At 66.7% G+C, this 22,454-nt stretch carries 21 protein-coding genes; 11 read left to right on the forward strand and 10 right to left on the reverse strand.

Annotated features, from left to right (window positions below; translation table 11 throughout):
• The first annotated feature begins 11 nt into the window (after positions 1 to 11).
• Positions 12 to 1,040, forward strand: coding sequence for an MBL fold metallo-hydrolase (locus ACWF4Z_RS05805; RefSeq protein ID WP_452241783.1), 1,029 nt, complete (start codon positions 12 to 14; stop codon positions 1,038 to 1,040).
• A gap of 6 nt (positions 1,041 to 1,046) precedes the next feature.
• Here ACWF4Z_RS05805 and ACWF4Z_RS05810 read toward each other — a convergent pair whose 3' ends face one another.
• The 3 genes from ACWF4Z_RS05810 to ACWF4Z_RS05820 are packed head-to-tail and all read right to left on the reverse strand — an operon-like array spanning position 1,047 to position 3,193.
• Positions 1,047 to 1,655 (reverse strand): TetR/AcrR family transcriptional regulator, encoded by a 609-nt coding sequence (locus ACWF4Z_RS05810; protein ID WP_452241784.1) that lies wholly within the window; start codon positions 1,653 to 1,655, stop codon positions 1,047 to 1,049.
• 4 nt (positions 1,656 to 1,659) lie between these two features.
• Positions 1,660 to 2,526, reverse strand: a complete 867-nt coding sequence (locus ACWF4Z_RS05815; protein WP_452241785.1) for a carotenoid biosynthesis protein — start codon at positions 2,524 to 2,526, stop codon at positions 1,660 to 1,662.
• Between the two features lie 19 nt (positions 2,527 to 2,545).
• Entirely contained in the window at positions 2,546 to 3,193 is a 648-nt protein-coding gene (locus ACWF4Z_RS05820) for a TetR/AcrR family transcriptional regulator (protein ID WP_452241786.1), read from the reverse strand.
• 111 nt (positions 3,194 to 3,304) lie between these two features.
• On the opposite strand from ACWF4Z_RS05820, the gene ACWF4Z_RS05825 reads away from it, so the two are divergent.
• The gene (locus ACWF4Z_RS05825; RefSeq protein WP_452241787.1) at positions 3,305 to 4,393 is read left to right on the forward strand and encodes a lipocalin-like domain-containing protein; all 1,089 of its coding nucleotides are present in this window, start codon (positions 3,305 to 3,307) and stop codon (positions 4,391 to 4,393) included.
• Between the two features lie 2 nt (positions 4,394 to 4,395).
• On the opposite strand, the gene ACWF4Z_RS05830 is transcribed toward ACWF4Z_RS05825, so the two are convergent.
• Positions 4,396 to 6,069, reverse strand: coding sequence for a hypothetical protein (locus tag ACWF4Z_RS05830; RefSeq protein ID WP_452241788.1), 1,674 nt, complete (start codon positions 6,067 to 6,069; stop codon positions 4,396 to 4,398).
• A gap of 155 nt (positions 6,070 to 6,224) precedes the next feature.
• Positions 6,225 to 7,181, reverse strand: coding sequence for a helix-turn-helix domain-containing protein (locus tag ACWF4Z_RS05835; protein WP_452241789.1), 957 nt, complete (start codon positions 7,179 to 7,181; stop codon positions 6,225 to 6,227).
• A 133-nt stretch (positions 7,182 to 7,314) separates the two neighbouring features.
• Here ACWF4Z_RS05835 and ACWF4Z_RS05840 point away from each other — a divergent pair, with 133 nt between their 5' ends.
• The 5 genes from ACWF4Z_RS05840 (at position 7,315) to ACWF4Z_RS05860 (ending at position 13,843) form a co-directional block, all read left to right on the forward strand.
• Positions 7,315 to 8,448 (forward strand): glycosyltransferase WbsX family protein, encoded by a 1,134-nt coding sequence (locus ACWF4Z_RS05840; RefSeq protein ID WP_452241790.1) that lies wholly within the window; start codon positions 7,315 to 7,317, stop codon positions 8,446 to 8,448.
• Positions 8,445 to 10,235, forward strand: a complete 1,791-nt coding sequence (locus ACWF4Z_RS05845; protein ID WP_452241791.1) for a DUF2264 domain-containing protein — start codon at positions 8,445 to 8,447, stop codon at positions 10,233 to 10,235. The genes ACWF4Z_RS05840 and ACWF4Z_RS05845 overlap by 4 nt, the downstream gene beginning before the upstream one ends.
• A gap of 105 nt (positions 10,236 to 10,340) precedes the next feature.
• The gene (locus ACWF4Z_RS05850; protein ID WP_452241792.1) at positions 10,341 to 11,300 is read left to right on the forward strand and encodes an ABC transporter permease; all 960 of its coding nucleotides are present in this window, start codon (positions 10,341 to 10,343) and stop codon (positions 11,298 to 11,300) included.
• A complete protein-coding gene (locus ACWF4Z_RS05855; protein ID WP_452241793.1) occupies positions 11,297 to 12,190 on the forward strand; it encodes a carbohydrate ABC transporter permease in 894 nt (297 codons plus the stop codon). The genes ACWF4Z_RS05850 and ACWF4Z_RS05855 overlap by 4 nt, the downstream gene beginning before the upstream one ends.
• 21 nt (positions 12,191 to 12,211) lie before the next feature.
• The gene (locus ACWF4Z_RS05860) at positions 12,212 to 13,843 is read left to right on the forward strand and encodes an extracellular solute-binding protein (RefSeq protein WP_452241794.1); all 1,632 of its coding nucleotides are present in this window, start codon (positions 12,212 to 12,214) and stop codon (positions 13,841 to 13,843) included.
• Positions 13,844 to 13,917: 74 nt separating this feature from the next.
• Here ACWF4Z_RS05860 and ACWF4Z_RS05865 read toward each other — a convergent pair whose 3' ends face one another.
• The gene (locus tag ACWF4Z_RS05865) at positions 13,918 to 14,493 is read right to left on the reverse strand and encodes a DNA-3-methyladenine glycosylase I (RefSeq protein WP_452241795.1); all 576 of its coding nucleotides are present in this window, start codon (positions 14,491 to 14,493) and stop codon (positions 13,918 to 13,920) included.
• Between the two features lie 128 nt (positions 14,494 to 14,621).
• Between ACWF4Z_RS05865 and ACWF4Z_RS05870 the strand changes: the two genes are divergently transcribed.
• The 3 genes from ACWF4Z_RS05870 (at position 14,622) to ACWF4Z_RS05880 (ending at position 17,836) form a co-directional block, all read left to right on the forward strand.
• Entirely contained in the window at positions 14,622 to 15,584 is a 963-nt protein-coding gene (locus ACWF4Z_RS05870; RefSeq protein WP_452241796.1) for a TolB family protein, read from the forward strand.
• Positions 15,585 to 15,687: 103 nt separating this feature from the next.
• Positions 15,688 to 16,119, forward strand: a complete 432-nt coding sequence (locus ACWF4Z_RS05875) for a MarR family winged helix-turn-helix transcriptional regulator (protein WP_452241797.1) — start codon at positions 15,688 to 15,690, stop codon at positions 16,117 to 16,119.
• Between the two features lie 28 nt (positions 16,120 to 16,147).
• Positions 16,148 to 17,836: an MFS transporter gene (locus ACWF4Z_RS05880; RefSeq protein ID WP_452241798.1), complete on the forward strand. Its 1,689-nt coding sequence runs from the start codon at positions 16,148 to 16,150 to the stop codon at positions 17,834 to 17,836.
• Here ACWF4Z_RS05880 and ACWF4Z_RS05885 read toward each other — a convergent pair.
• Complete coding sequence (locus ACWF4Z_RS05885) at positions 17,833 to 19,305, reverse strand: short-chain fatty acid transporter (protein ID WP_452241799.1); 1,473 nt, start codon at positions 19,303 to 19,305, stop codon at positions 17,833 to 17,835. The two genes, ACWF4Z_RS05880 and ACWF4Z_RS05885, sit on opposite strands and share 4 nt — an antisense overlap.
• Positions 19,306 to 19,418: 113 nt before the next feature.
• Complete coding sequence (locus ACWF4Z_RS05890; protein WP_452241800.1) at positions 19,419 to 20,345, reverse strand: LysR substrate-binding domain-containing protein; 927 nt, start codon at positions 20,343 to 20,345, stop codon at positions 19,419 to 19,421.
• A 323-nt stretch (positions 20,346 to 20,668) separates the two neighbouring features.
• Here ACWF4Z_RS05890 and ACWF4Z_RS05895 point away from each other — a divergent pair, with 323 nt between their 5' ends.
• The gene (locus ACWF4Z_RS05895; RefSeq protein ID WP_452241801.1) at positions 20,669 to 21,352 is read left to right on the forward strand and encodes a hypothetical protein; all 684 of its coding nucleotides are present in this window, start codon (positions 20,669 to 20,671) and stop codon (positions 21,350 to 21,352) included.
• On the opposite strand, the gene ACWF4Z_RS05900 is transcribed toward ACWF4Z_RS05895, so the two are convergent.
• Both ACWF4Z_RS05900 and ACWF4Z_RS05905 read right to left on the reverse strand, forming a co-directional pair.
• Entirely contained in the window at positions 21,336 to 21,788 is a 453-nt protein-coding gene (locus ACWF4Z_RS05900; protein ID WP_452241802.1) for an SRPBCC family protein, read from the reverse strand. The two genes, ACWF4Z_RS05895 and ACWF4Z_RS05900, sit on opposite strands and share 17 nt — an antisense overlap.
• 78 nt (positions 21,789 to 21,866) lie before the next feature.
• Positions 21,867 to 22,124, reverse strand: coding sequence for a hypothetical protein (locus ACWF4Z_RS05905; RefSeq protein WP_452241803.1), 258 nt, complete (start codon positions 22,122 to 22,124; stop codon positions 21,867 to 21,869).
• Positions 22,125 to 22,454 lie beyond the last annotated feature (330 nt).

A 22,454-nucleotide genomic window follows, 5' to 3' on the forward strand; every position in this document is an offset into this window, starting at 1 on the left:
AAAGGACTGTCATGTCTACGAATCGTCGTACCTTCCTCGCCAGTGGTGCCGCGATGGCCGCCATGGTCCCGATGCTCGGGGAGCTGCCCGCGAACGCCGAGACCCTGCCGGACTACGCGCCGATCCCGCCGTCGGCGCTGGGGCCCGCGGTCAACGCGCAGGGATTCTTCGTCGGCCGGGTGAAGAAGAACCTCTACTGGGTGACCGACAGCACGTACCAGGCCGCGTTCCTGACCACGAAGGACGGAGTCGTGTTGTTCGACGCGCCACCGTCGATCGGTCAGAACCTGCAGCGTGCGATCAACCAGATCGCGGCCGAGAACGGTGTGTCGAACAAGGTGACCCACCTCGTCTACTCACACCACCACGCCGACCACACCGGGGCTTCGTCGCTGTTCGGCAAGCACGTCACGCGGATCGGCCACACCGAGAACAAGCGATTGCTTGCCCGCGACAACGATCCGACCAGGCCGGTGCCCGATGTCACCTTCGAGAACCGCCGTACGCTGCGGGTCGGGGGAGAGCGGATCGAGCTGGCCTATCACGGCACCAACCACACGCCGGACAACATCTACATCCACCTCCCCGACCACGACACGTTGATGCTGGTCGACGTCAACCTGCCGGGGTGGGTGCCGTTCGACTTCTTCAACATCAACGAGGACGTGCCCGGCTCGATCGCGGCCCCGGCCAAGGCGTTGTCGTATCCGTGGAAGCACTACATCGGTGGTCATATCGGCCGGCTCGGCACGCGGCAGGACATGGTCGTGTACCGGCAGTACATCGACGACATCATCGCGGGCGTGAAGCAGGCGTTGGCCGCGGTCGATCCGACGCCGTACTTCGCGAAGTACGGGAACAACGCCTGGGCGGCGGTGAAGGAGTACCAGGCGGCACAGGTCCGGTACGCGTCGGAGCCGGTGATCAAGAAGTATCTCGGGGTGCTTGCCGCGGCGGACGTCTACACGGCGACCACGACGTTCCTCATCCTCGAGTCCGTCCGTCTCGACCTGGGCTTCGGGTCCCAGGTCCATCCGTAACTCCGGCTACTTCGCTCGTCGAGGTTTTGTCGGCCAGGCTTTCAGTGCCGCGGCGGCGACCGCGTTCAAGTCGTCGTGCGACGCGCCGTCGCGTGCCTGGGCCGACATGCCTTGGATGACCGTCGAGTAGAACGTCGCCAGCGCGTGCAGGTCGGTCGACTCCGGGAGTGCTCCGGCCCGGACGTCGGCCCGCAGCTTCGCTTCGAGGGCACCAAGGCTCTGGGAGCGCATGTCCCGGAGCTGCTGCTTGAGGTCGGACGATTGCGGTGAACAGTTCGTGGCGGCTGTGAGCAACAGGCAGCCAGGCGGGTGGCCGGCCCCGGTGTAGGCCGCGGCAGCTTCGCGCAGCACCCGCTCCACCGCCTTACGGCCGGTCGGCTCCTCGGCCAACGCGCGCCCACTGAATCCGCCGTACGTCTGCAGATACCGGTTGAGCGCTTCAAGGAACAGCTCCCGCTTGTTCCCAAAGGCGGCATACAAACTCGGCGTCCCAATCCCAAGCCGCTCAGTCAACAACGCAATCGACGTCGCGTCATACCCATGCTCCCAAAACACCATGATCGCCCGCTCAAGCGCCTCCCCCCGATCAAACCCCCGCGGCCGCCCTGTCCTCATGGGGTTATTCTATAGCGCTCGCTAGGGAAGTGGTGTAGTGGCGGCGGGCCAGGTTGAGTGTGGCTAGGAGGGCGATGAAGGTCATGCCGTAGATGGCCAGGAGGGCTGAGGTTTCGTAGATGTCGGCGGTGTTCCAGGTGGCTCCGGTGGCATCGGTGACGGTGGTGTGGTCGCCGGTGCCGAGTAATACGAAGAACGAGATGGTGGTTGCCGCGTAGAGCAGGACGGCTTGGAGGTCGCTGGGGGTCCGCTCTTGTTGGGTGGATGGGAGTGCGCGGCTGCGGAGGTAGAGGGCGAAGACCTGCATGAACAGGTAGACGGTGAAGGTCCATCCCAGGTAGTTGACGAGTGGGACGCCGAAGAAGCCGCCGCCGTTCTCCCAGATCCAGTTCTGCTTGATGGTCGACGCGGTGGGGTCGAAGGCCAGGTCCCAGGCGGTCATCGCGAACGCGCCGATCACGGGAGTCCCGATCGTGATCAGCCAGGGTGACCTGCGTCGTACGTCGTCGAGCAGCATCGTGGCCACGATCCACGCGAGGTAGCCGGTGGCCAGGTAGGCCGGACCGATGAACCACGGGACCTGGAAGATCTTGCCGCCGCCGGTGTAGTGGTAGTGGCCGAACGGGAAGCCGGTCTGGATGCTGAGGTTCTCCAGGATGTTGCTGATCACCAGCCCGGCCACGACGAACACCGCGATGGCGCGCCAGCCGTAGCGCCGCGCCCCGTGGGCCAGGACGAAGACGACCTGCACCACGATCACGGGCAGCCTCAAGCCGGGCGCGAACGCCGAGACGACCAGGCCTGCGAGGATGACCGCGGTCAGGGCCCACATCGCCCACCGGGTCCGGTCGGACCGTTGATTGACAGACATTGAAACTCCCGGTTGTGTCTCAGGCTGGTGTGGGGGTCAGGCCGGCGATGAGGATGTCGGCCACTGCTTCCGCGTGCCGGCGGACTTCGTCTGGATCCGACCGCGGCGGCCCGCCGAGCAGGGCGGTCTCGACGGGACTCGCGAACGGGGCGCCGCCGCCCTGGACGACCAGGTAGTGGACGGTCGCGTACGGCACGTGACGCAGCCGGCCGGCGGCGACGAGCCGGTCGATGCGCCGCTCGACCAGCGGACGCAGCGGCTTGACGAACCGGTCGTGAACGTAGTGGATGCGTGGGCTGTCGATCGCGCCTTCGTGGGCGATGATTCGCAGCACCTCCGGATGTGCGGCGGAGAATCTCACCTGGGCGACGATGGCCTGGCGGAGCGCCTCCAGGTCGTCGAGCTCGGGGTCGCCGGCCAATTGCTGCCACGAGTCCCGCGCGATGGCCAGAGCGTGGTCGATGGCCGCGAACCACAGACCCTCTTTGGAGCCGAACCGCGCGGTGAACAGGGCGTGGCTGATACCGAGTCGCCGACTCAGGTCACGGACGGACATGCCGTCGTACCCCTTCTCCGCGAAAGCCTCGAGGGCTCCCTGCAGGAGCGGGCCGACGTCGAGTTCGTCTCCGGCCCGCGGGCGGCCGCGGCCTCGACTCTGGACGCTCACTGTCCTCCGTCCGGCCCCAGACTTGCCCAGACCAGGGGGGCGGGGGCATGCTGGGATTAAATATCCAACTGGACATTAAAGTACAGCACCGTGGCCCCAAGGAGAAGACCGATGGCACGTGACCACACCCTTCCCGCCAGGATGGGCAACACCAGCGCCGACTACGCCCGGTTCGGCATCGAGGCCGGGGCGATCAAGCCCCACGAGGACGGCCTGCGCACCGACGGGGGGCCGGGCAGCTACGAGTGGTGGTACTTCGACGCTCACCTGGACGACGGGGTGAAGCTCGTCGTGGTGTTCTTCACCAAGGAGTTCACCGCCATCGACAAGCCGCTCGCACCGATGATCCGGATCGACCTCACGCTCACGGACGGCACCACGCTGGAGAAGCTCGCCGAGTTCGACGCGGACGCCTTTACGGCCTCGACCGACACCTGCGACGTCCGGATCGGCGACAACGTCTTCGCCGGCGATCTGCACACCTACACGATTCGGGCGAAGGTCGAGGACATCGAGGTCGACGTCACGTTGACCGGGCAGGTGCCGGCCTGGCGTCCGGAGTCAGGCCACTGGCTCTTCGGTGACGATGGACAGCAGGTGTTCGCCTGGCTTCCGTCGGTGCCCGAGGGCAGGGTCGAGGCGACGTACAGCGTCGGTGGCAAGACCAGCACCACGACCGGGGTGGGGTACCACGACCACAACTGGGGCAACACGCTGATGCTGAAGCTCATGCACCACTGGTACTGGGCTCGCGGATCGGCGGGTCCGTACTCGGTGATCGCGTCGTACATCACCGCGGAGAAGCAGTACGGGTACGCGACGCTGCCCGTGTTCATGCTGGCCCGTGACGGCAAGCTCATCGCGGACGACAAGTCGAAGGTGACCTTCGAGGAGCTCGGTCCCTACACCGACACGGAGACCGGCAAGCCGGTCGCGAACGTCACCCGGTACACGTACACCGACGACAACGACAGGTACGTCGTGACCTACACCCGCCACGCGGACCTGTCGAAGGTCAAGTTCGCCGACCAACTTTCAGGCCCGAAGAAGGCCGCCGCGAAGCTCGCCGGCTTCGACGGCGCCTACCTGCGATTCGTCGGCGAGGTCCGCGTCGAACACTACGAGGGCGAGACCCTGACCGAGAACCACGTCGACGACGCGCTCTGGGAGCTCATGTACTTCGGCAAAGCCCGCGCCTGACGTCAGCTTCGGCGCTTTGCTGTGCGGGCGACTCCGGCGATGGCATCGAGGCGGAGAGGGCGGCCGGAGTCCCTGATTTCGGACAGAGTCGGGCAGATCCAGCCGCCCTCGTCGAACTCGTTCCAGGCGTAGATGATGACTGTGTTGGCCGGTGCGTTCGCCGAATGCGTGCCGTTCCAACTGATTGCTCCGCCGAGATGACTGGCGATCTCGTTGGGCGTTGCCTGCTGCACCCAATTGTCCTTCAGCGGCGTGTAGTCGGCGATCCAGGAGACCGGATAGTCGTAGCGCGGGCGGTTGTCCCAGCCGGTGGAGACCGTCGGGACGACCTGCCCGCCCGCCGTCGCATAGTCGGTCCACAGGCCGGTCTCGGCCGCGGCGAGATTTGCGTACGAGACGCCGTTCGTCCCGCCGGTCGCATACCTACTGACAGCATCAGCTCCGACCAACGTCTTCAGGTCCGCGGCGCTTTGGGCTGTCCAGCCCATGACGACGATGTACGGATCCGCGACGCCGACCGCCGCCGCCTTGGCCCGTACCTTGGTGACGCGGTCGGCCGTGGCATCGGAGAAGAAATACAGCAGCGGGCGGCCGCCGAGGACCTTCTGGTAGTTGGATTCGCCGAAGTGTGTCGCCAGCTCCGCCAGATTCGTGTCGAACGCTCCCATGAAGTTGCCGTCCAGGAGTGCGCACCAGCTGACGTCGTTCTTGTGCGCGCTGGACAGGTACAGCTTCCTGCCTCGCGACAGCGGATCCTGGGGGTAGTACAGGAAGGCCCAGTAGTCGATGCCGGCGGCGGCCGCGTACTGGATCTCTTGATCCATGACCGTCTGGTTGGCTCCGTCGGCGTTGACCGACTCGGTCACCGAGACGCGGACGTTGTCGACGTACAGGTCCGAGGTCAGCGTCTCGTTGGTGCGAACGGCAAGGCTGTCGAACGTCGCGCCCGCCACGAGCAGCGGTGCGTGACTGATCCGTCGTACGCCGTCGACGAAGACGTCGACCCAGGGCGTCTCCTGCGGGGGTGCCGGGTCGGCGATCACCTTGATCGAGTACCAGGTGTCGTCGGCGATGGCCTGGATGACTTTCCAGGTCCCGTCCGGCGCACGCATGGTCAGGCGCTTGCCGCTGGCATCCGAGGTGGTCGCGATATCGATCGCGGCGGTCGAGCCGTCGACCAGCAACGCCCGCGCCCACTTGCCCGCGACCGTCTCTTTCCAGTCGAACTCGATCGTCACGGCATGGCTCTGTGAGGCAAAGGAATGAGTCATCGAGGCCATCACCGACGTGGACTCGTCGTGCAGGTGCACACTCTTGCCGGTGCGGTCCGACGTGACCCCCACCGCCACACTCGTGCCGGCCGCTGCGGAAACGGTCCACCCCGCCGGGGCCGCACCGGTCGTCTCCGCGTCGAAACTCTGGTCGACCAGGAGACGGGCGGGCACCGTGATCATCGAGTAGTACGGCAACCGGAACTGGTACTTCGCTGGCGACAGCGTGCGGTTCACCGTGCTGCCGACGTGCCAGGCGCTGCCCACCCAGGCATCCCAGCGGATCGCACCGACCACTGTCGGGCTCGCCTCGCACGCTGCGGACGCGCGGCCCGGCAGGCCGAGGACGGCCCCACCCGACACGGCCGCTGCTGCCTTCAACACATCACGACGACGAAGCTTCATGGGTCAACCTCCACCAGGTCCCAGAGTCCGATGCGGGTGATGCTATGAGACATCGAGCCGGCCGGACCCTTGCTCGGGTTGACGGAAAGTAGGACGAAGTTGTAGTCGTTGCCTACGGCATCAACCGACGATCTCAACCGACGATCTGGCCGATCTCAACCGACGATCTGGCCGCCGAAGCGGGCGCCGCTGACCGGAAGCGGTGGTCCGGCCTCGCCGGTGGCGTGGTAGCGGGCCTCGCCGGTGCGGGCCCGGTTGCGGTAGGCCGACGGGCTGAGGCCGTAGGCGGCCCTGAATCTGCGGGCGAAGTACCCGGCGTCCTCCCACCCGACGCGGGCACCGATCTGGGCCACCGGCTCGTCGGTCTGGACCAGGAGTCTGGCCGCCGCCTGCTCGCGCAGGCGATTGAGGTAGGCGATCGGCGGTGCGCCGAGCTCGCGCTGGAACAGGCGGACGAGGTGGGTCCGCTCGGTGGTGGTCGCTCTGGCGAGCTGCGCCAGCGTCCAGGACCGGCCGGGATCCTCCTCCATCAGTTGGGCCGCGCGGGACACCGCCGGATGCAGTGGCGCGATCGACCGGCGATGGATCGCCTGCTCCGGTGACCAGGAACGGTTCAAGATGTCGAGATAGATCAGCAGGTGACCGACGAGCTCGATGCGTGAGCGTCGTGCGGGCGTGGTGTCGCCCATGCTGTGCAACTCGGCGACGGCCAGGCTCACGTCGTACTGGCTGAGTTGGACGCGTTGCGGCAGTGGAAGGCTCGACCTGTGGACGCTCTGCATCAACGGCAGCTCGGCGTCCAGGAACGACAACGTGCCGTCGATGAGCTCGGGCGCGACGAAGCTGTCGAAGACCACGAGGTCCTCGCACTGGGCATACCCGTGCCACTGATTCGGCGGTACGACGATGACGCTGCCGGGGCCGATCGGGTGGTCGCCGTCGGCCGCGATGTGGAGTCCGCGGCCCTGCGTGACGAGGGCGATCTCGAAGAAGTCGTGGTCGTGCGCCGCGATGTCCGCGGGCAGCCGGTGCCGGTCCGCCCACACCGGCAGGCCGTCCGGGTTGAAGACAGCGGCGCGCTCGTAGCGTGGCTTGCTGCGCCTACTGGCCACTTTTGTCCTACTTTCGCTCAATCCTCGCGAAGGTGCGACGCCTTGGCGGTCAATAACATCACATCACCACCAACAGGGACAGGGCTCATCACGGGCCTACAGTCGGCAGCGTCCCCGGCGAGGAGTGAAGCCTGTGTCTCAACGCGACGTCACCATCGCGGCGTACTACTTTCCCAACTATCACGTCGATCCACGCAACGAGCAGTGGCACGGCGAAGGCTGGACCGAGTGGGAGCTGGTGAAGCGCGCCGAGTCCCGGTTCGAGGGTCATGTGCAGCCGCGGATCCCGCTCGACGGGTACCTGGACGAGGCGGATCCGGACGTGATGGCGGGCAAGATCGCGATGGCGACCGAGCACGGCGTGGACGCCTTCGTCTTCGACTGGTACTGGTACGGCGGCCGACCGTACCTGCAGCGCCCGCTCGAAGCGGCGTTCATGCCCAACGCGGCAGCACAGGACTTGAAATTCGCGGTGATGTGGGCGAACCACCATTGGAGCAACATCCATCCGTGGAAGTCGGGCACGCCGGCGACCCAGTTGGAGTCCGGCACCGTCGACGCGGAGCAGTTCGAAGCGGCCACGGACTACCTGATCGAGCGGTACTTCGGGCACCCGGCGTACCTGCGGATCGACGGCCGTCCGTACCTGTCGATCTACGAACTCGAGACGCTGATCAAGGGGCTTGGCGGGGTCGACGCCGCCAAGGCCGCGCTGGACGGTCTTCGCAACCGGGCCGTGCGGGCAGGGATCGGGGACATCCACCTGAACGCCATCACCCGGGAGAAGCCGGTGCTGCCGGAGGACGGTGTCGCGCTCGACGGTCCGACGTTGATCGGCCAACTCGGTTTCGACAGCGTCACGTCGTACGTCTGGGTGCATCACCACGGGATGCCGACGCTGCTCACGTCGTACGCCCACATGCTCGAGCAGGCCGCCGACGGGTGGAAGCGGTACACCGCCGAGTACGACCAGCCCTACTACCCCAACCTCACGGTCGGCTGGGACTCCTCGCCGCGGACCGTGCAGTCCGACCGGTTGAACCCGGCACTCGGCTATCCGCACACCAACATCATCTCGGACGCGACCCCGGAGCAGTTCGGTCGTGCGCTCGAACAGGTCCGGGAATTCGTTGAGCAGAGCAACGTTCCGCTGGTGATCATCAACGCCTGGAACGAGTGGACCGAGGGCAGCTACCTGGAGCCGGACACTCTCCATCGCCACGGTCACCTCGAGCAGATCCGCCGGGTCTTCGGGACGAAGGGATGACCTCGCCGTACCAGCGGCTTGCCGACCTGGCGGACAAGTCGTTGCTGGCCATGCGGCCCTGGGCGACGCCGGATCATGCCCGGTTCGACCTGCCAGGTCCGGTGAGTCAGGCGGGTCCGAGTTCCGATGGGCTGGAAGCCTTCGCGCGCTCGTTCCTGGCGGTGGGATTTCGGTTGTCGACCGCGGAGTCCGATCCGCACGACTTTGCCGGCTGGTACGCCCGCGGGCTGACGGCAGGTACCGATCCCTCCTCGCCTGAGCGGTGGCCGTCCTTGGCCGATACGACGCAGGCACGCGTGGAGGCCGCGGCCGTCTCGATCGCGCTGCACGAAACGCGCCGGTGGATCTGGGACCGTTTGCCCTCGGCCGTCCAGGAGCGAGTGGTTGATTGGCTGGCCGGGTCCATCGGCGCGTGGTACCCGGAGAGCAACTGGTACTGGTTCCACAACGTCACGCAGGCCTTCCTGCGCTCGGTCGGCGGACCGCACGATCAGGCCAGGGTCGACTCGTTCCTCGAGTACCTGGACACCTGCTACCTGGGCGAGGGTTGGCACAGCGACGGCCGGCCGGACGGGCGTGGCGGAAACGTCGACTGGTACGCCGGTTTCGCGATGCAGCTGTTCTCCTTGTGGTACTGCCGAATCTCCGTCGGCGAACCGGGAATCGCGGCACGCCAGGCCCGGTATGCGGACCGGCTCAGGGCGTACGTCGCCAGTGCCTCGGAGCTGTTCGGTGCGGACGGGGCACCGCTGTACCAAGGCAGGTCGTTGGTGTATCGGCACGCGGTGGTCGGCGCGTTGTGGACCGGCGCCGTCTTCGACGCGAATCCGCTCCCGCCCGGCCGGCTTCGTCGTACGTGCATGGGCGCGATCGACTACTTCGTCGAACGAGGCGCCTACGACCGCGACGGCCTGCTCAGTCTCGGCTGGTTCGATCGGTTCGAGCCGATGCGTCAGCCGTACTCCGGTCCCGGCTCGCCGTACTGGGCGAGTCTGGGGTTCGCCGGGCTGTTGCTTCCGGAATCCCATCCGGTGTGGACGGAACCGGAGCCGCCTGCGCCGGTCGTCGATCGGGTTCACGCGATTCGCCCCGTCGGCTGGTTGGTTTCGGGTACGGCGTCCGACGGCATCGTCAGGGTGATCAACCACGGGGTCGATCACAGCGGAGCGACGCCGGGGGCCGAAAGTCCGCTGTACAACAGGTTCGGGTACTCGACGGCGACCGCTCCGGTGCCGTTGGCGGACGGCTCGGCGGGCCAGGCAGTGGACAACCAGATCGCGTTGATCGACGCCGCCGGCCGCTGGTCGCAGCGACCCCTGATCGAGCTTGTCCACATCGACGATGGCCGCGCCGACAGCCGTCACCTCGCGAGATTCGGGGAGTCGGGGTTCGACGCCGGTCCGGAGTTGAGGTGTGTCTCGCTGGTCCGCGGGCCGGTTGAGGTACGCGCGGTTCGGATCTCGCCTGGCGGTGGCGCCGAGGCGCTGGTCATCTCGGGCTACGCCGTCCCGCGCAAGCCGGCCCCGGGCGCTCGCTCAGACCTGGTCAGCGCCGTCGTGCCACTCACGCTCGGCGGAACGACCGGCACCGCGACACATGCGCTCGAGACTCCCTTCGGAGCCGACCTCGACGTCCCGTGGTGTCGCTTTGATTCGCCGGCTGCGGATCGGTGGTACGTGGTCGCTTCTTGGCTGGGGACGAGCTCACCCGAATGGCCCACCGGCGAGGTGTCCGAATCCGGTCGCCCGACGGTGACCTGGCCGGACGGCACCGCAGTCACGATCTGAGCGGGCCGCAAATCCTGTCCTAGTTTCGGTCAATCCAGCCGGTAGTGCCCTGTCGTCGCCGCTCAATAACATCCCAGAAACGACGAGGGCGGCAAGGAGGGATTCATGGCCATCACTGTGGCCGGCACCAGGAGCTCCGCGACGGCCCACGAGTCGCCACGACGGTTCCAGCGCTTGCGGCGGGACAAGGTGCTGGTGGCGCTCGGAGTGCCGGGCGCGACCGCGCTGATCCTGTTCCAGTACTTCCCGCTGCTCGGCAACATCATCGCTTTCAAGGACTACCAGCCGTATCTGGGCATCGGCGACGCGCCGTTCGTCGGGCTGCGGAACTTCTCGTTCCTGTGGGACGGGAATCCGGCCTTCCTGAACGCACTGGCCAACACGTTGATCCTGACCGTCGTCCAGGCCGTCTTCGTCTTCCCGATCCCGTTGGGGATCGCGCTGCTGCTGAACAGCCTGGCCGGTGAGCGGCTCAAGCGGCTGCTGCAGTCCGTGCTGTACCTGCCGCACTTCCTCTCGTGGGTGATCGTGGTCGCGATCTTCCAGCAGATGCTGGGCAACGCGGGCATGCTGAACACGTTCCTGATCCAGAACGACCTGCCGATGTTTCACATCATCGGAGTGCCCGACCTGTTCAAGGTACTGCTGACCACGCAGGTGATCTGGAAGGACGCCGGGTGGGGGACGATCATCTTCCTCGCGGCACTCGCCCAGGTCGACCAGGAGCAGTACGAGGCGTCGGCGGTCGACGGCGCGAACGCCCGGCAGCGGCTGTGGCACATCACCCTGCCGGCCCTGAAGGGGATCTTCATCCTGCTGCTGATCCTGCGGCTGGGTGACAGCCTGTCGGTCGGTTTCGAGCAGATCATTCTGCAACAAGGACCGGTCGGGACCGGGCCGAGCGAGGTCCTCGACACCTGGGTCTACAACAACGGCATCATCGGCGGCGACTGGGGCATGTCCGCCGCCGCGGGGTTGGTGAAGAGCGTCGTCGGGATCCTGCTCGTCGTCGGCGCGAACAAGCTGGCCCATCTGTTCGGCGAACAGGGGGTCTACCGCAAATGAGCAATCGTCCGATCTGGATGGAGCCGCCGAATCCGCTGACCCAACTGGCGAAGTCGGTCGCGCTCGGGATCTCCGTACTGCTTGTCGTCATCCCGTTCTGGTCGGTGCTGGCGACGTCCCTCGCGGATCAGCAGACGATCGACGGCTCCGGCGGCGGCATGGTGCTGTGGCCGGGTGGGATGTCGGTTTCGGCGTACCGGGCAATCCTGTCCGGGGGAGTGGTCACGCGAGCCTTGACCATCTCGATCGCGATCACGGTCGTCGGGACGTTGCTCTCGCTGACCGCGACCGCCGGCCTGGCGTATTGGCTGTCTCGGCGGGAGGCGGCCGGCTCCAAGCCGATGCTGATGGTGGTGCTCGGAGCGGTGTTGTTCAGCCCGGGGCTCATCCCCAGCTACCTGGTCGTGAAGCAGTTGGGCCTGCTGGACTCCTGGTGGTCGCTGATCCTGCCGGTGATGGTGAATGCCTTCAACGTGCTGGTCATGCGGGCGTTCTTCCAGCAGTTGCCGCAGGAGTTGTTCGAGTCGGCCGCGATCGACGGTGCCTCCAGTGCAACCACGTTGGTCCGGATCGTGCTGCCACTGTCGAAGGCAGTACTCGCGGTGATGGGCCTGTTCTACGCGGTCGGCTACTGGAACGCCTTCTTCAACGCGATGTTGTACATCCAGAGCACGGACAAATGGCCGATGTCCCTGGTACTGCGGACCTTCGTCGTGAACCAGACGACGATCGGAGGCGACCAGGTCGGCTCCGGAGCCGAGGCGATGCCGCCACAACTGCCGTTGCAGATGGCGATCCTGGTCGTCGCGCTCGTCCCGATCCTGGTCGTCTATCCCTTCCTGCAAAAGCATTTCGCCAAGGGAGTCTTGGTCGGCGCCGTCAAAGGTTGACAATCCAGTCAGGAGAAAGTCATGTCGTACAGGGCAATCGGGCGCAGGTCGTTCCTGGTGAGCGCCGGAGGAGGAGCCGCCGCGCTCCTGGGGATCGGGTCGGTCTCCGGCTGCAACAGCGGTGGCGGTAGCAGTCAGGCCAACTCGGTCGCATCGAACAGCAAGGTCGCGCTCCCGACGTACGTCGCGTACTCGGGGCTCAAACCTGATCTTCCGGCAACGGCGAGCGGGGTCGATGCGGCGTTCCGGCACTTCCCGAAGCAGCGGGCGAAGTCGGTACCGGACAAGCCGGGGAACGGCGAGACGATCACCGGGATGAGCAACATCTTCTACGCCGTACCGCCCGGCCTGAGCCGGAACAGCTATTGGACCGGCCTGAACGATCGGCTCGGTATCGATCTGAAGTTGCAGATGGTCGCTGCCGCGGACTACGAACAGAAGTTCGCCACCACCATCGCCGGCAACGAGCTGCCCGACGTGCTGCAGCTGCGGACGATCGCGAACCTGCCGGCCCTGCTGGACAAGCGATTCACCCGTCTGGACGAGCACCTCGCCGGCGACGCGATCACGAAGTACCCGAATCTCGCGAACATCCCCACCCGGACCTGGAAGTCGGCGGTCTTCAACGGCGGGATCTACGGCATCCCGATCCCGCGGGGTGCGGCCCAGTTCTACAGCTTCATCCGGCAGGACCTGTTCGAAGCCGCCGGGGTGTCGCCGGAGCCGAAGAGCTTCGCCGAGTTGACCGCGACCGCGAAGGCGCTGACCGATCCGAAATCGAGGCGCTGGGCCTTCGGTTACTGGGCCCACGTGCGCGACTTCCTGATGATGATGAACGAGGCGCCGAACACCTGGCGCGAGGAGGGCGGCAAGCTCACCCATCAGTACGAGTCCGCCGAGTACAAGCAGGGCATCGCGGACCTCGCTGCCCTGTGGAAGGCCGGTGTCCTCCATCCCGACGCGTTCTCGGACCAGCTTCCGTTCAAGAACCTGTTCACCGCCGGAACCATTGCGATCAACGCGATCGACGGGTATCTCGGCTGGACCCAGTACATCGTGAGCGGTGCCGGGAACCCGAAGTTCAAGCTGGGGCTGATGCCGATCTACACCCGAGCCGGCGGTGGGTTGGCTCCGTGGTACCAGGGCTCGGGCGTGTACTCGATCACCGCTCTGAAGAAGCAGACGGACCCGAAGAAGATCGAGCTGATCCTCCGGATGCTCAACTGGCTGGCCGCGCCGTTCGGCACCGAGGAGTACGTCTACCGGGTCTTCGGCCAGCAGGGCGTCGATCACACCGTCAACCAGGACGGCGATCCGAACCTGACCTCGTCCGGCGTGACCAACACGGCCCTCCCGATCCGCTACCTCGCCGACGCGCCCGCGGTCCTGTACCAACCCGGGCGGCCGCAGGATGCCGACGTACAACACGCCTACCAAACAAAAGTGCTGGCCAAGACGGCCGTCAATCCCACCGTTGGCCTCTTCTCCAACACCAACGCCAGCAAGAACACCGTCCTGGACAAAGCCTTCGCCGACGGCATCAAGGAAATCGTCCAGGCCCGCAAGTCGATCTCCACCCTCGACGCCCTGGTCAAGACGTGGCGCAGTAGCGGCGGGGACGCGATGCGCAAGGAGTACGAAGAGCAGCTCTAGGCCAGGTGTCGCCCCGACCATCGTGCTGCTGCCCGGGCCGTTCGCCGACGGCATTGGTCGTGTCCACCCGGTGGTCAGTCGGATGCTTTGAAGCACCCGTGGAGGTGGTCGTTGACGGCTCCGACGTTCTGCAGGAACGCGTAGACGCTGGTGGGGCCGACGTACCGGTAGCCCTGGGACTTCAACTGTTTGGTGAGGGACGTGGCCGCGGGGGTCGAGGTGGGTAGGTCGGCGAGGTGGCGTGGGGCGCGTTTGCGGTCGGTCGTGTACTGGGTGACGAGGTCGGACAGTGCGGGGGCCGCGGAGATCATCACGTGGGCGTTGTCCACGGTCGCGCGGATCTTCGCCCGGTTCCTGATGATCGATGCGTCGGTGACGAGGAGCTCGATCTCGTCGTCGGTGATTCGGGCGACCTTGGCTACCTCGAAGTTCTTGAAGGCGCGGCGGAAGGCTTCTCGTTTGTTGAAGACGATTTGCCAGCTCAGACCAACTTGGAAGACTCCCAGCGTGAGTGCCTCGAACAGTTCCGAGTCTTCGGAGGTCCGGGCGCCCCAGACCTCGTCGTGGTAGCGAGCCAGCGCCGTACCAGCTTCGCCGGCCCACCCGCACCGTGCTACCCCGTCCGCGCCACGGATCACGTCAGCCTTCATAGCGACCAGCTTGCCCCCGAGATCTCACCGGTCTGCATCACTCGATCGTGTGATGTGTTCCAGGAACCTTTAAGCCTTTCTGAAGGTGGGCGCGGATCGTTGGCGCAAACGAGCCAGGGGGTGTGGCGGTGCGGGTGTTGACGGCGTTGCTGACGGCTGGGACGTTGCTCGCGGTACCTGCTTCGGCGGGGGCGGGCGTGGACCAGGGGCGGATCGTGTTCAGCCGGTACGACGAGGCGACGGGGGAGCCGCGGATCGTGGTCGCCGACCTGAGCGGCCGGCATGAGCGACTGGTGAGCCTGCCGATGGTGGCCGACGACCCGGTCTGGTCTCCAAGCGGCCGCTCGATGCTCGTGTTCGCGTTCCCGCCGACCGGAGGCGCGCGTCCGGCCACCGTGGCCGGCGACGGCTCCGGCTTCCGCCTGCTGACTGTCCCGGCCCTGCCAAGCGATGCCGACATCCGCTGTACGGCGTGGTCGCCGGACGGACGCCGGTTGCTCTGTCAGGTCAGTCGACCGGCCGGCGGTGATCCCGCGCTGAACGGCATCTACACGATCCGGGCCTCGGACGGCGGTTCCGTGCAGCGGCTGACGACCAACCCCTACCCGCCGAGCGGCGACTTCGGCGGAGGCGATATCCCCGGCGGATTCTCGCCCGACGGCAGTCGTTTCGTCTTTATGCGCGCGAAGCCGGGCCCAGATCCGACCGTCCCGGACCAGGGCCAAACCGGCGCTCTGTACGTCGGCACGAGCGACGGCAAGCACCTACACCAGCTGACGGAGTACGGCGTACCGAACTCCCACGACAACGGCCTCGCACACTGGTCGCCGGACGGCTCGAAGATCGTCTTCGCCGGCGCGGACGGCACGTTGTCGGTGATCCGCGCGCACGGCGGTCGGGTCACCCGGATCCCTACGGGCGCTGCCTTCGCCTTCAGCCCGAACTGGTCGCCGGACGGGAAGCACCTCGTCGTCGGCCTGATCACGCAGCAGGGCGGGCCTGAGGACCTCTACACGCTGACGACCGACGGCCGGCACCTGTCTCGGGTCACGAACACCGCCGCCTTCGAGGACTTCGCCGACTGGCGCTGAGCCCGGACCGCCTCGCTGAGCCCAGACCGCCTCGGCTGGGCCCGGGCCGCCGCTGTGAGCCTCGCCGCTGTACATCCATAAGGATGTTATGCATAATGAGGTTATGCAATCGGATGCTTCCGGCACTGAGCTCGTCGTGGTGCTCGAGCAACTCGTCACGTTCATCCGCCAGGTGTCGACCGCCGGCGACCTCAGCGCGACAGCCTCGGCCGCGCTGCACCGGCTGGGCCGTGACGGCGCTGTCGGAGTGACGGAGCTGGCGCACGCCCAGCGCGCCTCGCAACCGGGCATGACCCAGTTGGTCACCCGGATGGAACGCGATGGCTTGGTGCGCCGGATCGCGAAGCCCGACGACCGCCGGACCGTCCTGGTCGAGGCGACCGAGGCCGGTCTGGATCTGCTCAAGCAGCGGCGTGCCGAGCGGGCCGACGCGCTCCAGCAGACGCTCGACCGCCTCGATCCGGAGGACCGGGCCGCCATCGCCGCCGCGCTGCCCGCGCTGGCCCGGCTGGTCGAGTCCCGGCCGTCCGACTGACCGCATCCATCGTGAGGAGATCCTGGATATGACCGCGTCCCACGGGACTGCCCCGAGCCCGTTCAAGCAGCCGCGTGCCGTTTGGGCGGTGGCGTTCGCCTGTGTCGTCTCGTTCATGGGTATCGGGCTCGTCGATCCGATCCTGCCCGCACTGGCCGGCAGCTTGCACGCCACACCGAGCCAGGTGTCGCTGCTGTTCACCAGCTACCTGGTCGTGACCGCGGTCGCGATGCTCGTGGTCGGCTGGGTGTCCAGCCGCATCGGCGCCAAGCGCACCCTGATCGTGGGCCTGATCCTCATCGTCGTGTTCGCCGCGCTCGCCGGTACGTCGAACTCGATCGGCGGCATCGTCGGGTTCCGCGCCGGCTGGGGACTGGGCAACGCGCTGTTCATCGCGACCAGCCTCGCAGTCATCGTGGCCTCGGCCAGCGGCGGCTTCGCCGGGGCGATCATCCTGTACGAGACGGCACTGGGTCTCGGCATCGCGGTCGGGCCACTGCTCGGCGGTGAACTCGGCAGCATCGGCTGGCGCTGGCCGTTCTTCGGCGTCGCGGTGCTGATGTTCATCGCTCTCGTCGCGACCATGGCGTTCGTCCCCACACTGCCGAAGCCGGCCCAGAAGACATCGTTGACCGCGCCGCTCAAGGCGTTGCGGCACCGCGGTCTGCTGACCATGGGCATCATGGCGCTGCTCTACAACTGGGGATTCTTCACGATGCTCGGGTACGCGCCGTACCCGATGGAACTCAACGCCCACAAGCTCGGCCTGGTCTTCACCGGCTGGGGTCTGCTGGTCGCGGCGTTCAGCGTGTTCTTCGCCCCGCGGTTGCAGGCGCGGTTCGGTACGGCGCCGGTGCTGTACGTCAACCTGTTCTGCCTCAGCATCGTGATGGCCGTGATCGCCATCGGTGTGGACACTCCGGCGGCCGTCATCGTCGCGGTCATCATCAGTGGCGCGTTCATCGGCATCAACAACACGCTGACCACCCAGGCGGTGATGCTCGTCTCGCCGGTGGAGCGGCCGGTCGCGTCGTCGGCGTACGGCTTCGTCCGGTTCATCGGCGGCGGGCTCGCGCCGTTCGTCGCGGGCAAGCTCGCCGACGCCACCAACCTTGGTGTCCCGTTCTACGTCGGTGGCGTCGCGTTCCTGCTCGCGATCGCGGTCCTTGCCTCCGGCCACAAACTGGTCACCGCGGCCGAGCAGGGTTCGGTCGAGGGGGAGACGATGCGCCCGAGTCTGGAGCGTGTCGGGGCTGCGCCGACAGCGGCGTACCAGCCTGTCATCGTCGCGGTCAGCGCTACCCCGGACGCCGCCGAGATCGTCGACGCCGCCGCGGTCATCGCTCGCGACGCCGGCCGCCCGCTGGAGGTCGTCCACGTCCGCGAGACCGCCGTCGTCGAAGAGCAGGCCATCGACGCCGAAGACGCCGAGCAGGCCCGCGCCGCCGTCCTGTCCCACCTCGACCGCCTGTTCACCCAGGGCATCGCGGCCACCGGCCAGGTCCTCACCAGCGTCGGCGACCACGCCGCAGCCGGCCGCGCCCTCGCCCAACACGCCGACGACATCGACGCCCGCCTGATCGCAGTAGGCCGCTCACCCCGAGGCCCCGGAGCCCAATTCGCCGACGGCAGCTTCACCACCGCCGTAACCCACACCGCCACCCGAACCGTAGTCCTGGTCGAACCCGGCAAGACCCCCCACGACCTGACCGCCTAGCCCGTGACGTGAGGAGCCAGCAGGGTCACGGCGATCAGGGCGGCCGGGTAGCACGCCAGGAACATCGTGAACGTGTAGCCCATGATGTCGCGGGCCTTCAGGCCGAGAATGGCGAGCGTCGGCAGCATCCAGAACGGCTGCAGCAGATTGGCGCTCGCCTCACCGAGGTCGTACACAACCACCATCCAGCCGGCGTTGACCTGCAGTTGGTTGGCCGCATCCAGCACGTACGGCGCCTCGATCACCCACTTACTGCCGCCACTGGGCACGAAGACGCCGAGGATGCACGAGTAGATCGCCACCAGCGGCGGGAAGAAGAACTGGTTGCTCGCCTGCACGAGCCAGCCGGCCAGGCGGGCCGAGATCCCCGTGTAGGCGATCATGCCGAAGATCCCGCCGTACAAGGGGAATTGCAGCAGTACGCCGGCCGCCGCGGGCGCGCCGTCTCGCACTGCGCGGGCCATCCGCCACGGGCGCCAGTGGAGCAGAATGGCGAGCAGGAACAGGATCAGGTTCACCGTGTTCAGGTCGAGTGCGCTGACGAAACTCTTGCCGTCGAAGTACCGCACCAGGTAGACGGCGCCGAGCAGGACGATCAGCAGGCTGAACACGGGCGAGTGCTCGAGCCAGTCACCAGGGCGACGCTTTTCGGTGACTTTGTCCTCCACCGAACCTGGACCGACCAACGGTCGCAGTTCGATGCCGACATCGGTCGCGGTCTTCGAACTGCGCTCACCCGGCGCGATGAGCCAGGCCATGGCGACGCCCACGACGTACACGATCAACGTCGCGACGATTGCCTGCCAGGTGAAGATCGTGTCGCTCAGCGGGATCAGACCGCTGGCGTGACCGCCGGCCTTGATCACCTCCTGCACCGGCGCCGGGCTGCTGCTCGCACTCGCCACTTGCAACGCTGCCGAGCCGGACAGGCCTTGTGCCCAGACCGTTCCGAGTCCGAGGAACGCCATCGCGCCGAGGGCGCGGTAGTCCGCCTTCGGAACGTTTCGGGCGACCTCGCGCGCCAGGATCGCGGCGAAGATCAGGCTGAACGCCCAGTTCAGGTACGACGCCAGCATCGCGACCGCGGCCACGAACGCGACCGCGTTCCGTGGGTTCTTCGGGATCCGTGCCAGTCTGGTGATCAACCGGGCGACGGGTCCGCTGGTGGCGACGGCGTACCCACCGATGATGATCATCGCCATCTGCAGGGTGAAGGTGATCAGGCTCCAGAACCCGATGCCCCAGGCATCGACCAGGCCGAAGCCTTTGGTCGCGGTCGGAGTGTCGGGGCGCTTCAGGAGCGGTTCGCCGGTGACGAGGCCGAACAGCAGTACGACGAACGTGCCGACCAGCACGAACCCGAACGCGTCCGGCAACCACTTCTCGGTGAATGCGGTGAATCTCAGCGCAACCCGCGCGAGCGCCCCCTCACCCTCGGACTTCGTCTGCTTGCTGTGGCTGTCAGTCAAGGGAGCCTCCGCTTCGGGTGGAGGATGACGCTAACAACGCCCGCCCAGCCCCGAGAACCCTCGATCTTCGATGACCTTCATCGGCTGGTCCGATACATCCCGCAACGCCAGGCCTACCGCAGCTGACCAGCCGTCTGCGTCAGACGTTCGCGCAGCCAGCGGTGAGCGGGCGCTGTGGTGTTGCGCGGATGCCAGAACATCGCGAGCGTGAGCTTGGGCGCTTCCATGGCCATCGGGATCTCCCGCAACCCGAGCGTCGGTCCGAGCCGCTCGAACAGTCTGCGCTGGGTCGTCGTGATCAGCTCCGAACCGGAGACCGCATGCAGCGCCAGCGTGAACGAACCGACGGTGAGTGCTGCTCGCGCGGGGAGAACCTGCTCCTCCAGCCAGAAGTCGGGGAGCGGCTGGAGCTGGGCGACGATCGGGTTGATCTTCACGGTCGGCCGCCGTACCAGCTCCGCTGCTGTCAGCGGCCCGGTCACCGCGTGGTTGTCCCGGTCGGCCACGGTCACGAACTCGTCGGTGAACAGTGGCGCGCGGGGAAACTTCGCCAGGTCGGGGATCTTGAGCTGCAGCGGCCACAGCAACAGGTCGATCTGTCCGTTCCGGAGCGGATCGACGATGTCCGTCCGAAGGTCCTCGACCCTGACCTGGACCCGAGGGGCATCGGCCGTCAGTGTGCGCAGCGCCGGCAGGAGCAGCGTCGTCGCCGCGTAGTCACTGGCCATCACCGTGAAGCTCCGCCGCGCGGTGGCCGGGTCGAACGACTGGCCCCAGTTCAGCACCTCGCGGGCGGAGACCAGCAGGTCCTCGAGCGGCTCCAGGAGGGACTCGGCCAACGGCGTCCGCTGGAAGGTGCGCCCGTCGCGCACGAGCAGTTGATCGTCGAAGTGGCGCCGCAGCTTCGCCAGGATCTCGCTCATCGACGACTGCCCGATCGACAACCGGTCCGCGGCCTTGGTGACACTGCGCTCGGTCAGCAGCGCGCTCAACGGAATCAACAGCCCGAGATCAAGTCTCTTCCAGTCCCCAGGAGCCATGACGGTCGAGCCTACGGCCTTCGGGAGCCAGGGGCGGCAAAGCACGCCCGCCGGCGCTGAGCGGCGGCTACAGAGGTGTGGTGGCTTCGATGGCTGACGTGCGGTAGGTGCCAGGAGCCTGGCCTAGTTCGCGTTTGAAGGCGGTGGCGAATGCGACTCGCCGCTGTCGACGCCTCCGGAGCGGACCGCCGCACCGCCGCCGGCGGTGACCGTCCGTCCAGGCGGCCATCGCGGCTGGGTGCCAGTACGTCGACATCTCGGGCGAACAGCTCTACCTGCAACAAGTCTTCGAGTCGGTCAGTACAGCTGCAGCGGCCGGCGGTGTGGCCGTCGTACCGTCGCTCAACGACGACGGACTGCCCAGCGACCTGCTCGCCAGTCTCGTCGCGGCGCGCGTCCAGCCGGTCCGCGAGCTCGTCGTCGGGCTCCAACTGGTTCGGGGCTCGGCGCCCCCGACGCGGGGCACACTACGATCCGTGCTGGCGAATCTGGAGACATTCGCTACCGGCGGTCTCGGGTACGCCGATGGCCGGTGGGATCAGGGGATCCCGGCGTACCGGACCTCGCTGCGGTTCTTGGCGGGTGATCCGATTCCCGTGGTCAAGTTTCCGCTCCCCGCGGTCGTCACGGTCCCACGCCACGTCCAAGCTCGGCGCGTGGAGGGTGTCACGACGGCGGATCTCGTCCCCGGGCTCGCTGCTGTTACTCCAGAGCTGATCGAGGCCTTGCCGGAAGGACCGCCGCCGGCCGGACGCCAAAGCGCCCGCTGGATCATCGTGGTCGAGGCGGACGGCGAGAACGGTCAGCACGCGCGCGGCTTCGTCCACGGCACGGACATGCAGGGCAGTACGGCGGTGATCGCCGTCGAGGGCGTTCACCGACTAGTTGCCGACGGCACCAAGTCGGGTGTGCTCGCACCGGCGCAGGCCTTCGACCCTGCCGACTTCCTCACCAGCCTCGCTGGTCATGGTGTGCAATGGGCCGTGGAATTCAGTGCCAGTTGCTGATGCGTACGTCGTCCGGTGCGGGATCGCCGGAGCCGGTTTCGACGAGCTTCTTGAGACTCATGAGGAACGTCGCCCACTTCGTGCTGCAGTGGTACATGAACGGGACTGGTTCGCGCCATCCCTCGTGCCGGAACATCACGATCGCAAAGTCGCCGTCCTGGCTGAGCTCGAAGCGAATGACGGTGCCGACCCATTCCTCGGGTCCCTCGACGACCTTCCAGCGCACGAGCTTGTCGGGCACGGTCTCGAGCACCTTCATGTCGAAGCCACCAGGCGCCGGTGCGCCGGCGAAGCGAAATCTGATGACTCCGTCGAGTTCACTGTCTCCGCGAGTGTCTTCGGTCCACCAACCGGCGAGCCCGTCAATCGTGGCCAAGGTCTCGTAAACGTACTTCACCGACGACTCGACGCCGATTCTGTGCAGGATGTCGACCATGTCACCGGTCCTTTCGAACGAGGGCGTTGCCCGGCACTATCGTTCGTCAGGCTGTCAATTGCCTGTCGCGCACCTGGATCAGGAGTTGAAGGCGCCCAGGATCCGCAGCGGGAGGCCCGGTACGGCGATACCGAACCACAACCCGCGTCCCAGCAGACAGAACCCGCGGTGGCCCCGGATCGCCTGGGACACAAGCGATCCGAGCACCAGCACCACCAGGACTCCCAGCAGGATCAGGCCGAACGGGTTGAAACCGGCCAGAGCCGAGCCGATCCCGACCCCGAGCCACACCACGCCACCGACAAAGGAAGCAGGACTCCAGAGCGCATCGCGCAACCGCCAAGGCTGCCCAACCCGTACCCCACAGGCACACGTCACCGCGTCACCACCCGCCCCTACCATCGCCAACAACTCAGCAGTCGCGCTCGACCCGACCGCGAGAGAACGTTACCTCGCAGAGCAGGCCAGCGGACGAGCGTCCGTGTGACTGGTGTTGTGCGCTCGCCGCCGCCGCGTTCGGTTCGAGGGACTGCTTGGTTCACTGCTCGCGATTGGACATGGTTGCTCCCTTCTCTTGAGTGACTCCATGAGTCGGTCGTCGGGCAAGTTAACGTTACCTCACGACAGGTCGCGGGGGAGTGCCTGCGCTCGGGCAGGGTGGTTTCT

The organism is Kribbella sp. NPDC055071 (assembly GCF_053608045.1).

What these genes read in the sequence shown, in the direction of transcription:
- ACWF4Z_RS05865 (WP_452241795.1), bottom strand. Translation starts at nt 14,493, where the DNA reads ATGAAGGCTGACGTGATCCGTGGCGCGGACGGGGTAGCACGGTGCGGG.
- ACWF4Z_RS05880 (WP_452241798.1), top strand. Translation starts at nt 16,148, where the DNA reads ATGACCGCGTCCCACGGGACTGCCCCGAGCCCGTTCAAGCAGCCGCGT.
- ACWF4Z_RS05855 (WP_452241793.1), top strand. Translation starts at nt 11,297, where the DNA reads ATGAGCAATCGTCCGATCTGGATGGAGCCGCCGAATCCGCTGACCCAA.
- ACWF4Z_RS05875 (WP_452241797.1), top strand. Translation starts at nt 15,688, where the DNA reads ATGCAATCGGATGCTTCCGGCACTGAGCTCGTCGTGGTGCTCGAGCAA.
- ACWF4Z_RS05805 (WP_452241783.1), top strand. Translation starts at nt 12, where the DNA reads ATGTCTACGAATCGTCGTACCTTCCTCGCCAGTGGTGCCGCGATGGCC.
- ACWF4Z_RS05860 (WP_452241794.1), top strand. Translation starts at nt 12,212, where the DNA reads ATGTCGTACAGGGCAATCGGGCGCAGGTCGTTCCTGGTGAGCGCCGGA.
- ACWF4Z_RS05825 (WP_452241787.1), top strand. Translation starts at nt 3,305, where the DNA reads ATGGCACGTGACCACACCCTTCCCGCCAGGATGGGCAACACCAGCGCC.
- ACWF4Z_RS05850 (WP_452241792.1), top strand. Translation starts at nt 10,341, where the DNA reads ATGGCCATCACTGTGGCCGGCACCAGGAGCTCCGCGACGGCCCACGAG.
- ACWF4Z_RS05890 (WP_452241800.1), bottom strand. Translation starts at nt 20,345, where the DNA reads ATGGCTCCTGGGGACTGGAAGAGACTTGATCTCGGGCTGTTGATTCCG.
- ACWF4Z_RS05810 (WP_452241784.1), bottom strand. Translation starts at nt 1,655, where the DNA reads ATGAGGACAGGGCGGCCGCGGGGGTTTGATCGGGGGGAGGCGCTTGAG.
- ACWF4Z_RS05830 (WP_452241788.1), bottom strand. Translation starts at nt 6,069, where the DNA reads ATGAAGCTTCGTCGTCGTGATGTGTTGAAGGCAGCAGCGGCCGTGTCG.
- ACWF4Z_RS05815 (WP_452241785.1), bottom strand. Translation starts at nt 2,526, where the DNA reads ATGTCTGTCAATCAACGGTCCGACCGGACCCGGTGGGCGATGTGGGCC.
- ACWF4Z_RS05845 (WP_452241791.1), top strand. Translation starts at nt 8,445, where the DNA reads ATGACCTCGCCGTACCAGCGGCTTGCCGACCTGGCGGACAAGTCGTTG.
- ACWF4Z_RS05900 (WP_452241802.1), bottom strand. Translation starts at nt 21,788, where the DNA reads ATGGTCGACATCCTGCACAGAATCGGCGTCGAGTCGTCGGTGAAGTAC.